General features: G+C 54.6%; 11 protein-coding genes, 1 tRNA gene and 1 rRNA gene. All 13 read right to left on the reverse strand.

Annotated elements, in window-relative coordinates; translation table 11 throughout:
- Positions 1–121 precede the first annotated feature (121 nt).
- Positions 122–1,930 carry a peptide ABC transporter substrate-binding protein gene (locus GX839_03535; protein NLB04536.1) on the reverse strand — a complete coding sequence of 603 codons (1,809 nt, stop codon included), beginning with the start codon at positions 1,928–1,930 and terminating at the stop codon, positions 122–124.
- 127 nt (positions 1,931–2,057) lie between these two features.
- Positions 2,058–3,098, reverse strand: coding sequence for an ABC transporter ATP-binding protein (locus GX839_03540; protein ID NLB04537.1), 1,041 nt, complete (start codon positions 3,096–3,098; stop codon positions 2,058–2,060).
- The gene (locus GX839_03545; GenBank protein NLB04538.1) at positions 3,095–4,120 is read right to left on the reverse strand and encodes an ABC transporter ATP-binding protein; all 1,026 of its coding nucleotides are present in this window, start codon (positions 4,118–4,120) and stop codon (positions 3,095–3,097) included. The genes GX839_03540 and GX839_03545 overlap by 4 nt, the downstream gene beginning before the upstream one ends.
- 2 nt (positions 4,121–4,122) lie before the next feature.
- Positions 4,123–5,202, reverse strand: coding sequence for an ABC transporter permease (locus GX839_03550; protein NLB04539.1), 1,080 nt, complete (start codon positions 5,200–5,202; stop codon positions 4,123–4,125).
- Between the two features lie 9 nt (positions 5,203–5,211).
- Positions 5,212–6,123 (reverse strand): ABC transporter permease, encoded by a 912-nt coding sequence (locus tag GX839_03555; protein NLB04540.1) that lies wholly within the window; start codon positions 6,121–6,123, stop codon positions 5,212–5,214.
- 415 nt (positions 6,124–6,538) lie between these two features.
- Positions 6,539–8,332 (reverse strand): ABC transporter ATP-binding protein, encoded by a 1,794-nt coding sequence (locus tag GX839_03560; protein NLB04541.1) that lies wholly within the window; start codon positions 8,330–8,332, stop codon positions 6,539–6,541.
- Between the two features lie 52 nt (positions 8,333–8,384).
- Complete coding sequence (locus GX839_03565; protein ID NLB04542.1) at positions 8,385–10,145, reverse strand: ABC transporter ATP-binding protein; 1,761 nt, start codon at positions 10,143–10,145, stop codon at positions 8,385–8,387.
- A gap of 128 nt (positions 10,146–10,273) precedes the next feature.
- Positions 10,274–10,858 carry a zinc-ribbon domain-containing protein gene (locus GX839_03570; GenBank protein NLB04543.1) on the reverse strand — a complete coding sequence of 195 codons (585 nt, stop codon included), beginning with the start codon at positions 10,856–10,858 and terminating at the stop codon, positions 10,274–10,276.
- A 179-nt stretch (positions 10,859–11,037) separates the two neighbouring features.
- Entirely contained in the window at positions 11,038–11,724 is a 687-nt protein-coding gene (locus tag GX839_03575; GenBank protein ID NLB04544.1) for a methyltransferase domain-containing protein, read from the reverse strand.
- A 27-nt stretch (positions 11,725–11,751) separates the two neighbouring features.
- Positions 11,752–12,234, reverse strand: a complete 483-nt coding sequence (locus tag GX839_03580; protein ID NLB04545.1) for a nucleoside deaminase — start codon at positions 12,232–12,234, stop codon at positions 11,752–11,754.
- 29 nt (positions 12,235–12,263) lie between these two features.
- On the reverse strand, positions 12,264–12,752 hold the full coding sequence (locus GX839_03585) for an NUDIX domain-containing protein (GenBank protein NLB04546.1): 489 nt from the start codon (positions 12,750–12,752) through the stop codon (positions 12,264–12,266).
- A 101-nt stretch (positions 12,753–12,853) separates the two neighbouring features.
- Positions 12,854–12,928: transfer RNA gene (locus GX839_03590), tRNA-Asn, on the reverse strand.
- 8 nt (positions 12,929–12,936) lie between these two features.
- Positions 12,937–13,053: ribosomal RNA gene (gene rrf / locus GX839_03595) — 5S ribosomal RNA — on the reverse strand.
- Positions 13,054–13,063 lie beyond the last annotated feature (10 nt).

Below are 13,063 nucleotides of genomic sequence, written 5' to 3' on the forward strand. Positions count from 1 at the left end.
TATCACGCTTTTGGTCAAATGCAAGCCAAATGCGAAGGAAAGCCCGGCACCTCTCAAGGTGCCGGGCTCCGCTGTTAACATATCAAGACAATGTCAACGCCAGGCTTGCTCCATCCGGCAATTATTTTCCGAACTGAGCGTCGTTGTTGCCGGAGGTCGACGTCCACATCTCAAGCATGTTGATGGGGTCGTTGAAGTCAGCGATCCAGCCGTGACGGGCAACGTCATAATGGCCGGCTTTTCTTTCAGCCAGGGTGGTATCCCAATCCTGCTGATTAACGGTCATTTCAATCCCGAGCTGGGCCAGGTCGTCGATGATGATCTGAGCGATCTGGGCGTGAGCCTCATGGGTATTGAAGAGATAGTTGATGTGGATCGGATTCGAGTCGAGGAGTTTGCCGTCGCCGCCGAATTCGTAGCCGGCCTCTTCAAGCAGTTCTCTCGCCTTGTCGAGATCCTGCTCGTAGGGGTAGTAGCCCGCGGAGGCCTCATCCGGATAGGAGTAGGCAGCGGTATTGCGTTTGAACTCGTGACCGGTGCCATCCAGCATCATGGGCGGGATGAAGGAGTTGGCCAGGGTCTGGCCGGTCTGTCCCACTACGTCGACGATGTACTGACGGTCGATGGCATACATGACTGCCCATCTGACCTTGGCCGCCTGAGCGACCGACATGCCGTCAAACATATCGGACTTGACGTTGAAGATGACAAAATAGGTCCCCAGGTTGTCCACCACGTGGAACTCCGGATTGTTCTCCTCGAGAAGCTTCTTGATTTCAGCCGGCGGTACGTTGTCGATGAAATCGAGGTCACCGGCCGTGTACATCTGATAGATGACCGGATCATCGTCGTTGAGGACGAAGTGCAGCTTCTGGAGCTTGACATTGTCAGCCCGGTGGAAGTGCGGATTCTTCTCAAAGGTGATGCTGCGGTTGTGCTCCCAGCCCGTGTTCATGAAGGGGCCGTTGGAGATGTAGCCGCCCTCCTGGGTCCAGGCAGCGGGATCCTTGATCTTGCCGTCGGTGTCCCTGTAGCCGGGTGCGCCTTCGACTGAAGCCTTGTGGACCGGGAAGTAGGTCGGGAAGGCGCAAAGATCGAGGAAGTAGGCCGTAATGGCTTTCAGCTCGATGGTCAGCGTCTTGCCGTCTTCCGAGGCCTTGACAGCCAGGTTCTCGACATCTTCCGTGTCATCCTCGGGCCAGCCCTTGATGCAGTCCAGCATGTAACGGTAGTCGGCTCCGACTTCCGGATCGGCGGCGCGCTTGAGTGAATACTCGAAGTCGTGCGCGTCAAAGGGGTCGCCGTTGGACCATTTCAGGCCGTCACGCATGGTGAAGGTGTAGGTCATGCCGTCGTCGGAAATGTCAATTTTCTCGGCTGTGTCGGGCACCAGCTCCATCTTCTCGTTGTAGGTCACCAGACCGGAGAAGGAGTTGACCGCCATGACCGCTCCGTCAACGGCCGAGTTGAGCGCGGGATCGATGTACTGCGGCTCACTGGCAATGCAGAGATTCAGGGTGTCACGGTCCCCAAAGGTCGCTTTTTCAAAGTACTTGTAAGCGTAGGGCGTGACATAGTAGCCTTCAACTCCGGGCTTGGCCATGTAGTTGTCGTTGTAATGGTAGATCGGCACAATGGCGCCGGTCGCCATCAACATGTCTTCCGCTTCGTGCATGGCAGCCAGACGGGCATCCATGTCCTGCGTTGTCTTGATGAACTCAATCAGATCATCGTAGGCCTTCCAGTCGTGCGGATCCGGATATTCATCATCCTCTCCGGGCTCGCCCGGTCCCTCGGTCTCTCCCGGCTGGGTCGGAGCCTCAGTCTTGCCCGGCTCCGGCGCCTTGGTCGGTTCCGCTTCCTTCGGCGCACAGGCAACGAGTGTGAGGATCATGACGAACATCAAAAGGATTGTCAGTAGTTTCTTCATTCTTTCCTCCTTTTTCCTCTCCCCAAAGGGGCTTTCTTCCGGTTTATCACGGTCCGGCCCGGTGTCGGTTGTCAGCCAACCGCTGTCTTTGGTTTCTTCATGTCCCGCAAGTTATGCGTTCGCTTACCTAACGATTCCAGCAGGCGACAAAATGTTCGCCGCCTCTATCCTCAAAGGGGGGTGTTTCCAATGCACACTGCTCGGTTGCGTAAGGGCAGCGCGTTCGAAAGGCGCATCCGCTCGGCACATGCAGAGGGCTCGGAACATCTCCTTCAAGTACAATCCGGTGACTCTCCCGGGCCGTCCTGGGATCGGGAATGGGGACGGCGGAGAAGAGCGATTGGGTGTAGGGATGGATAGGATTGCTGTTGATCTCATCCGTCTTTGCCTGCTCAACCATTTTGCCAAGGTACATGACCGCGATACGGTCGCTCATATAGGTCACAACCAGAATATCATGAGCAATGAAAAGATAGCTCAAATTGAGCTGATCCTGGAGATCCTTGAACATGTTGAGTATCTGCGCCTGGATGGACACATCCAGCGCGGATACCGATTCGTCGCAGACGATGAACTTGGGATTGATGGCCAGGGCCCTGGCAATGCCGATCCGCTGGCGCTGGCCGCCTGAAAACTCGTGGGCATAGCGGGTCGCGTGTTCCTTGTTGAGCCCGACTAGGCGCATCAGGTCATAAACGCGTTCCCTTTGCTCCTTCTTGGTTTTAAAAATCTTATGGATGGACAGGGATTCGCCGATGATATCCTCCACGGTCATGCGGGGGTTGAGTGAGGAATAGGGATCCTGGAAAACCATTTGCATGTTGCGCCGAAGTGAGCGGACGTTCTTCTCGGAAATCAGCGATCCGTTAAAATAGACATCGCCTGCCGTCGGCGGATAAAGCCACATGAGCGCCCGACCGACTGTGGTCTTGCCGCAGCCGGATTCACCGACCAGGCCCAGGGTTTCCTTGTGGCGGATGAAAAAGGAGACATCATCAACCGCCTTGAGCGGCAGGGAACTGAAAAGACCCGTCTTGATATTGAAATGCTTGCTAAGATTCCGTACTTCCAGGATGTTGGCCGGATCCGGCTGGTAGTCCAGCTTTTTGGAGGCATCCCTTTTACCGGCATTTGCCTTGGCGGCAGACTCCTTCACTTGGCTGGTCATGCGCTGTCGCCTCCCTCTTCTTTGGTTTCTGCGCCCCGGTGATTCAACAGATATTCGCGGACATTGACCCAGCAGGCGGCCGACTGTGTTTCTGACAGGACGATCTCCTCGGGACTTTGTTCCAGACAGATTTCCATGGCTGCCTGGCAGCGGGGGGCAAAAGCGCATCCCTCCGGCAAGTTGAGAAGGTCAATGGGGTTACCTGCAATGGGTACCAGCCGCTCGTCGGATTTCTGTGACTTGGGAATGGACTTGAGCAGGTTCTTGGTGTACTCATGCTTGGGTGAGTAGAAGATGTCGTCCGTTGTCCCCCGCTCACAGATGGATCCGGCGTACATGACGATGATTTCGTCACACATATCCGCAATCACGCCCAGGTCATGGGTGATCATGATGACGGCCATGCCGAACTGCTGCTGCAGCTCTTTAATCAGCTCAAGGATCTGGGCCTGGATGGTCACATCGAGGGCGGTCGTCGGCTCGTCCGCAATCAGGATGTCCGGCTCACAGGCGAGCGCCATGGCAATCATGACCCGCTGGCGCATGCCGCCCGACAGTTCATGGGGATATTGTTTGATGCGCCGCTTGGGGTCATTAATGCCCACAAGCCGGATCAATTCAAGCGAGCGCTCCCTGATTGCCTGGCCCCTGCGGTCGGTGTGCAGCCGGATGGCCTCATCCAGCTGATTGCCGATGGTGTAAACAGGATTCAGTGAGGTCATGGGATCCTGGAAAATGATGCTGATGCTCTCGCCTCTGTACTCCCGCATCTTTTTGTCGGACAGCTTCAAAAGATCCTTTCCCTTGAAAATGATTTCTCCGCCGGTAACGCGGCCGGGAAAGGATAAAATCTGCATGATCGAATAAGCCGTCACACTCTTCCCGCTCCCCGACTCCCCGACAATGCCCAGGACCTTGCCGCGGTCCAGTTCAAAGGAGATGCCGTTGACTGCCTTGACTTCCCCGGAATCTGTGAAGAATGAAGTGCTTAGATTTTTAACTTCCAACAAATGTTCTGCCATGTCTATTTCCTCAACTTAGGGTCAAAAGCATCGCGCAGGCCGTCTCCGATTAGATTCAGGGCCAGCACGATCAAGGAGATGATGACCGCCGGAAAAATCAGCTGGTAGGGGTAGGCCTGCATGCCCTGCCGCGCTTCACTTGCCAGCGAGCCCAGGCTGGGCATGGGCACCGCCACACCCAGGCCGAGAAAGCTTAGGAAACTTTCCGTGAAGATGGCCGAAGGAATCTGGAGGGCCGTTGAGATAATGATGACACTGATGCAGTTGGGCAAAATATGCTTGCGGATGGTTCTCGCCTTGGATGCGCCCATGGAATTGGCGGCCAGTACATATTCATTTTCCTTGATGGACAGGATCTGACCCCGGATCAGGCGGGCCATGCTGACCCAGTAAAGGAGGCCGAAGACGATGAACATGCTGATCATGCCGGTGCCGATTTTGGCCAGGATGGTTCCCTGAATCTGCTTTCCGATGGTTTCCTTGAGAACAAAGGACAGCAGGATAATCATCAGGGTATCAGGCAGCGAATAGATGATGTCCACGATCCGCATCATGACCAGGTCGGTCTTGCCGCCCAGAAAACCGGATATGGATCCGTAAATCAGGCCGATAACCAAGACGATCAGACTGGCGAAAAAACCCACAATCAGCGAAACCCGGGTTCCGATGATGACGCGGATGAAATAATCCCGCCCCAGCGGGTCCGTTCCCATGACATGCGGGAAGAGATCCCCGCCCTTATCGATGTATTCCTGTTCTTTTTCAGACCACTCATAAGGCCGCAAATTGGCGACCGTCCGGTCGCGCTGACCCTCCACCCGGATGGTTTCGCTGTACTTGTAAGGCACGAACTTGGGGATGATCACGATGGCCAGGATGATCAGTATCAAAACAATCACACTGGTCATGGCCATTTTATTCTTTTTGAAGTTTTTGAAGCCGTCCCGCCAGAAAGTACTGGGCGGACGCATGACTTCGAAACTCTGTTTGTCCTCCTCTGAAGCCAGGGTAAACTTGGACAGGTCGACTTGCATGCTCAGCAGGTTTTTGGCAAAAGGTGCCCGTTTATTTCCGTCACTCATGACAGCCCCCTAATCGAATGTGATCCTGGGATCAACCATCTTATAAATAAGATCGCTGATCAGTGTCATGATGACCATGAGTGAAGCCAGGAAAATTGTCGTTCCCATAATCATGGTGTAGTCCCGGTTGAGAATGCTCTGAACAAACTCAAGGCCGAGGCCGGGCATGGTAAATACCGTTTCCACCACCATGCTTCCCGTCAATGTATAAGCCACCATGGGACCCAGGTAGGTAATAATGGGCAGAACTGCGTTCCGGAGGGCATGTTTAAAAACAACTTTTCCGGGGCTGACACCTTTGGACCGGGCTGTCCGGATGTAGTCGTCAGCCATGACATCCAGCATGCTTGACTTGGTCAGCCGTGTGATGTAGGCCGCCGGGTAAAGGGAAAGAGACAGGACGGCCAGAAAATAGTTGGGTCTTACTTCGTTATAGACGGGGAACCAGCCCAGCTTGAGTGCAAAGACCAGCAAAATCAAAGTGGCCATCACAAATCCCGGCACCGACTGAAACAGGGTGGTGAAAAAGATGATGACACGGTCAGTCATCTTGTTGCGGCGAAGGGCCGCAATGACTCCCAGGGTGATGCCGATGGCAAAGGAGGCGATAATGGAATAGCCGCCAATTCTGGCTGATACCGCAAATTTCTTGTTGATGGTTTTGATGATCTCCCGGCCGTTGCGCATGGAAATACCCAGATCCCCGTGCAGCATACGGGTCAGATACATCAAAAATTGCTCGCCGAGGGGTTTGTCAAGATCGTACCGTTCCGTCAGAGCTTTGATTGTCGCGGGATCCGAGGCTTTTTCCTTGTCAAACGGTCCTCCGGGGATCGCATTCATGGTGAAAAAAGTGATGGCAATGACTACAAATACCGTTACAATGGCCAAAAGGATCCGCTTAAGAAAATACCGCCACATTATCCTTGCTACCTCCCACTTTCAGCAGATATTCCCAGGATGATGCATGCAGCCGGATGCCTCGCCCTTCTCCATATCACGCTCACGTTGACCCGGGCCGGTTTATTCAAGCCGGATGTCCGGTTGCCCCCTGACCGACCGGGGGCTGAATGCTTTGTTAACGATAAATGAACAAAGACCTCTTGTCAATCTTATGCCCGTTGCCATCTGGTCTGCGCCTGTTCATTATACCAATTATTAGGACAGTTGCGGGTCGGACTTCCTGCACTTTCACAAAGCATACCGTCCGTTTTTCAGATAATTGGAGGGCAGGCCGGTCGGCCTCCCAGGTATCTTCGTGCAATCACCCATCATTAATTATGACAATTTCCCGACTATTATACACCTTTAAAGCAATGAATCATGCCGGCCCGCCTCAGGCTGCTGTCTCAAATTGACTGTTATACAGTCCCGCATAGAAACCGTTCAGCGCCATCAGCTCATCATGGCTGCCGCGCTCGATGATGTTCCCCTCCTGCATGACCAGGATGACATCGGCATTCTTAATCGTCGACAGGCGGTGGGCGATGATGATGGAGGTCCTGCCCCCCATCAGCTGATCCAGAGCCCGCTGGATGTTGAGTTCAGTCCGGGTGTCAATCGAGGAGGTCGCCTCGTCAAGGATCAGCATGGGTGCATTCTCAATCATGGCCCGCGCGATGGTGATCTGCTGTTTCTGGCCTGCTGACAGATTGGTTTCATCGCCCAGGACCGTATCATAACCGTAAGGAAGTGTTTCGATGAAGTGGTGCAGTCCCACCGCTTCACAGGCACGGATCACCTCCCCGTCACTGACATTTTCCTTGCTGTAGACGATGTTTTCCCGGATGGTGCCCTCAAAGAGCCAGGTGTCCTGCAGAACCATGCAGAACTGCTCCCGGACATTTTCGCGGGTCAGGTCCTGGATGTTGATCCCGTCAATGGTAATCAGGCCGTGTTCAATTTCATAAAAGCGCATCAAAAGATTGACCATGGTGGTCTTGCCGGCACCGGTCGGGCCCACGATGGCGATTTTCTGACCCGGTTTCGCCCAGGCGGTAAAATCGTGGATCACATCTTCCTCCATGCCTTCGTAACGGAAACGGACATTGCGGAATTCCAGCTGGCCTCTGACTTGGTCTAGGTGTTGAGTCTTGCCGCTTTCGTCTTCGACTTCCTCTTCCTCCAAAAACTCAAAGACGCGCTCACTGGCTGCCGCCGCGGACTGCAGCCGGGTCGCCACCTGGGCGAAATCCTGCAAGGGATGAGAAAAGAGCCGGATGTACATCATGAAGGCCACAATGGTGCTGAAGGGGATCCGCCCCTGGAATACGAAGATCCCGCCCATGATGCTGACTGTGACAAAACCGAGATTGCCCATGAAGAACATCATGGGCATCATCATGGAGGACAGGGCCTGCGACTTGAAGGCAGAGGTCTTCAGCCGGTCGTTTATCTTGTCGAAAGTCTTCCTGGCACCCTTTTCGCCGTTGTAGGCCCTGACAATGTTGTGACCGGCGTAAATTTCCTCGACATGGCCGTTCATGTCACCCAGGTCGCGTTGCTGCGCAACGAAATATTTGCGGGAAGCCCGGATGGTCAAAGTCATGAAAAAGAAGCCGATCAGGGTCACCCCCACCGCAGCCAGGGCCATCCAGACGTTGGCGATGATCATCATGGCCAGAGAACCGAAAAAGAGGGTGACGGAGGAGCCGATGGAGGCGATCCCCTGGTTGAGCGCCTGGCTCACACCATCCACATCGTTGGTGACCCGGCTCAAAATATCGCCGTAGGAAACCCGGTTGAAGTAGTTGATGGGCACCTTGTTGATTTTCTCGGCTACGTGCCTCCGCATCCTTTTGGAAATGGTCTGTGCCACCCCGGTCATGAAAAAGTTCTGAAAATAATTGAGCAGGGCCCCCGTGCCATAGATAGCGATCAGACCCGCAATCAGAAGCCGCATGGCCCTGAAATCAATGGATCCGGTCATGCCCTTTTCGATGACGTCGACCACCATGGCCAGGCGCCTGGGCCCGATCAGGGAGAGGATGGCCCCGGCTGAAGCGCCCAGAAAAGAAGCGATAATGGGAAGCCGTTCTGTCCTGCTGTAGGCGATCAGTTTGCCCCAGGTCTTTTTGAAATCCTTGGGCTTCTCGACCGGACGGCCGATGCCGCCCCGCCCGCCGCCCATTTGCGGCTGCCTGCGGATCCTGGTATCATCACCGATTTTTATTCCTTCTGGCTCATGACGCCAACTCCTCCATGGACAGCTGCGACAGGGCAATCTCCTGATAGACTTTACAGTTTTTCATCAGTTCGGCATGGGTTCCCGCACCGACCAGTTTCCCCTCGTCGAGGACCAGGATCTTGTCCGCGTCGCGGATGGTTCCAATCCGCTGCGCCACGATGACGGTGGTGGCCCCTTTCATTTTATCTTTGAGGGCATGGCGCAGAGCCTTGTCCGTCCTGTAGTCCAGGGCTGAGAAGGCGTCATCAAAGAGATAAATCTCCGGCTGCCGGTGCACGGCCCTGGCGATGGACAAGCGCTGTTTCTGCCCGCCGGAGTAATTGGTTCCCCCTCTGGCAACCGGGGCTTCATAGCCTTCCGGAAGCGTGTCAATAAAATCTTTTATCTGGGCAACCGAAGCAGCATCTTCCAGACTTTCCGCTGACCTTGAACCGCCATTCCGATCACCGTAATCGATATTGTCCTCGAGGGTCCCCGAAAACAGAAAGGCTGTCTGGGGAACATAGCCGAATTTTTTACGAAGCGCCTGCTGCTTGTACTCTTTCACGTTGATGCCATCGATCAGAACCGCCCCTTCCGTGGCCTCATAGAAGCGCGGAATCAGGTTGAGCAGGGTGCTTTTACCGCTGCCTGTCGCCCCGATAAAGGCAATGGTTTCACCTCTGGCCGCCTGAAAGGAAATATCCTTCAGCACATAATTGGCCCCGTCCGGATAGCGGAAGCAGACATTCTTGAACTCGATGGCCGAAGTGCTCTCCGGTGCCTCTTCCAGTTTTCCGTCTTTGATCGCCGGCTCTGTTTCGATGACTTCCCGGATGCGGTTGGCGGATACAGCCACCCGGGGCGCCATGGCGAAAAGCATGGTCATCCGCATGAAGGACATGACAATCTGCATGGCGTAGTTCATGAAGACCACCATACTGGAGAACAAAAAGATCTTGTCATGCGCGCCTGCCGCCTGAATGAGCACGGCCCCGATCCAATAGATGGCGATGCTGAGGCCATTCATGATCAGCCCCATGCCCGGGCCCTGCACCATCATGATGCGGTGGGCCGTGAGATTGTTGTGGGTCAATGCTTCATTGGCTTCCTCGAACTTGGCCTCCTGGTAGGGTTCTGCATTGTAGGCTTTGACAACCCTGATGCCCAGCAGATGCTCCCGGGTGATCCGGTTGATGTTGTCAGTTAGGGTCTGAATTCTCCGGAATCTGGGCATAGCGAATTTGAAGATAACGAAAATGATGACCAGCAAAAAGGCGACCGCCACACTCATGGCCAAGGACCACAGGGTCTGCCCCTGACTGGTGATCTTGGTGATGGCCCAGATTGCGGTGATGGGCGCGGGGATCATGATGCGGATCAGCATGGCTGTGTAAAACTGGATCTGCGTCACATCGTTGGTCGAACGCGTGATCAGGCTGGCCGTGGAAAAGCGGTTGATCTCCTCCATGGAAAAAGATGAAACACGTTCAAACTGCAATATGCGAAGCCTGGTCGCAAAGCAGGCGCCAACCCGGGCCGACATGACAGCGACCACGATCATGACCGCAAGGTTACCCAGGGCAGTCAGCAGCATCCAGCCGCCTGTGGTCCAGATCTCCCGCAGGGTATTTCCCTCCGTCATGATCAGCTCGGTCACCCGCTTCATAAATTCGGGTATCTTAAGCTCGAAATAGACGCGCAAAATGGTTAACAGGGAAGCAGCAAAGGCAAGCAGCCAGTCTTGTCTGCGCATGTATTTAAATGTCTTTATCATGCTTATAAGACTTGGACAGTTCCTCCGATTTGTCAAGTGGCAGGCGGACCGTATTCTGCCCTGACAGCCAAAAACCCCGCGCCCTTCACAGCGCGGGGTTTCCTTTCACTCAAAATCGGGCTGACGCTTTATTTCAGAAGCCGGATCTTGCCGATCAGAGGCAGTTCTTTCGCTCTTCCGCCAGACGCGTTGATGATGCCGAGGACAATAAGCGCGATTGAGGGCAGCCATACCAGCAACCATAAGATGGTCGACAGGATTGATAGTGCGGGTGAGATAAACATAAACAAAATGCCCAGAATGATCAGTACCACACTGGCTCCTGCTTCAAAGATGAAGAGAACCAGGCCCTGATTAGCGTGGAAACGCGCGAAGCGAGACTGGGGAGCCGCCAGCAGGGGAACCAGGAAAAGCAGGCCCAGATAGGCCAGGATGGCCATCATTTTATTCTGTTCAATGTCCCTCGGATCGTACTGACCGGTTGTATCCGGCGTGTTCATAAAAGCCGGGCCCTGTCCCGGGGGAGGCGGCCCTTGGTATTGCTGCTGCGGGGGCGCCTGGTATTGCTGTTGCGGGGGCGCCTGGTACTGCTGCTGCGGAGGCGGCTGTTGCACAGGCGCATCCCCCGCCTGTCCCATTATGGGCGAGCCGCACGCCGGACAAAATTTCTCCTTGTCATCGACTTCAAGTCCACAAACACTACAATAAGCCATTCTAGACCTCCTTAATGGAATCGGCTCAGACGTCCCGGATCCGGAATTGACCGCGAATCGCCAAAGCGGGGTGGTGTTGACTAAACCCAACGTAGCGTAATTATACATAATATCTTGGACTATTTAAACAAATGGCTCAAAGAGTATTGACCGTTACCATTGAACTTCGAAATCCCACTTCAGGCCCTGGCCGCGATTGCATAGATCAGAAGATGCTTTACCTTTGGCAGGTAATAGGGAAATGCCTCCCCGCCTGTTTCAAGCAAATGCTCCTCCAGGTAGGCCTCGGCTTCTTGCCGTGTCTTATCCGGCTTGTAATGCCCGAGGAAGTCCAGCGCATCGCGCCTGCTGGTAAAGGGCTGTCCGAATTCGAGCCTCGCTCTCTCTTTTGAGAATGATCGGCCTTCCTTTAGCAAGCTGCGTTCGATGTCTTCCGCTCTTTTCCATCCGGCTCCTTCCATGCCGGAGCCGGTATCGATCACCCTGATCAGGAGCCGGCCTGACAGGTCAATGCAGCGCGACATCAACTCGTAAGAATGTCCAAAAAAAGCCATCAGACCGACCTGGCAGTCAAGAGCAAGCTTACCCGCATCCCCCTCAACAATCTCCATGTTCCTGAATCCCCGCCGCCTGATTTCCTTCCTCAGTGCTTCAAGCACCTGGGGATCCCGATCGACGCAAGTCAGCCGCGCGACGTAGGGCGCCAGTTCCAGGCTCAGCTTTCCCAAACCGCAGCCCCAGTCACAGACCGTGTCGTCCGGCTGGAGAAAGGGTACAAGAAACGAGGCCAGTTGGCGGTGAAAGGAACCGTAGCTGCTGGCCTTTTCGTACCAGTCAATCTGCTTCGGCGTCCAGGTAAAAGCCATCCTCTGCCTCTTGGCGGAAATTCCAGATCAGCTCCTGCCCAGATGGTACTGCCGCTGAAGCTTGTGGATCTCCTCTTCGAATTCCGGAACCGGCCCTTCCACGACCGAATCCCGGATGACCTCCTGGATGGAGAGGTTGCGTACGCGGCCGGGCGGGATTCCCATTTCTTCCAGCCAGCCGGCAAGCTGGGCGGAACTTGAGGCATAGACAATCCGGCCCAGGTCAACCCAGCCGTGAGCTGCCGAACACATGGGGCAATGCTCGCCTGAGGTGTAGACCGTCGCCTTGCGCCTCTCCCCGTCTGTCATATGCTCCGCTGCCCAGCGTGCCAAATTAAACTCCGGATGTTGAGTGTGATCGCCGCACCCCACCTGGTTGCGGGCTTCCATCAGCACTTCCCCTTCACCGGATACCAGGACCGAGCCAAAGGGGGCATCACCTTTTTCCAAAGCCTCCCTGGCCAGCTCGACCGCTCTTTTCAAATGTTTACGATCTTTCTCTGTCAGCATCAATTGATCTCCTTTCCGGTCCTCACCCCTTACCGCTCGTCATTGACCAGCATTGAGAAACTTTGGGGAGGCTCCCTGACAAGCGATACCATGGCGGGCGGCCGGATATCGTATTCCTCGAGCCTGTCAACCGGCAGCCATACAAGCTGCTCCCCATCACCATCCATATTGACGCTATGGCCGGCAAAGGTCATTAGCCGGGGGGCCTTCATCAAATAGTAAAATTCAAGGGTATGACAGACCTTTTTGTCGATCGATCCGTAGCGGCCTCTAAAAAAGTTCTCAACCACACAGAGCAGGCGTTCAATTTGAAATTCGATCCCCGTCTCTTCGAAAAGTTCCCGCCTTACAGCATCCTCGGCTTTTTCACCAAGATAAACAGCGCCACCCGGTGAATAATAGTGCTGGGCCGTTTTTGCGTACATGAAGAGTGCTTTTTCCTCATCCCGGATAATGGCACCTGTTCTGTACCTGAACCACTCATTCCCGCACGTAAATGTACAATCAACCCCTGTCACTTCGTTTCCTCCTCAGATCGGTACACATGATCATTATACGGATAAAAATTCAATCGAGGAAAATAAAAAGACCCGCTTCTTCCGAAGCGGATCCTGAATGCTGGCTCCCCCTGCTGGATTCGAACCAGCGACCCTTCGGTTAACAGCCGAATGCTCTACCGCTGAGCTAAGGAGGAATAAAAGGATCCGGCGAGGACCTACCTTTCCGGGCCGTCTCCAGCCAGGTATTCTCGGCACGGGAGAGCTTAACTTCTGTGTTCGGGATGGGAACAGGTGTGGCCTCTCCGTTAAACTCACCGGAATGGTTGAAA

The organism is Fastidiosipila sp., assembly GCA_012511175.1.
GTDB lineage: Bacteria > Bacillota > Clostridia > Saccharofermentanales > DTU023 > UBA4923.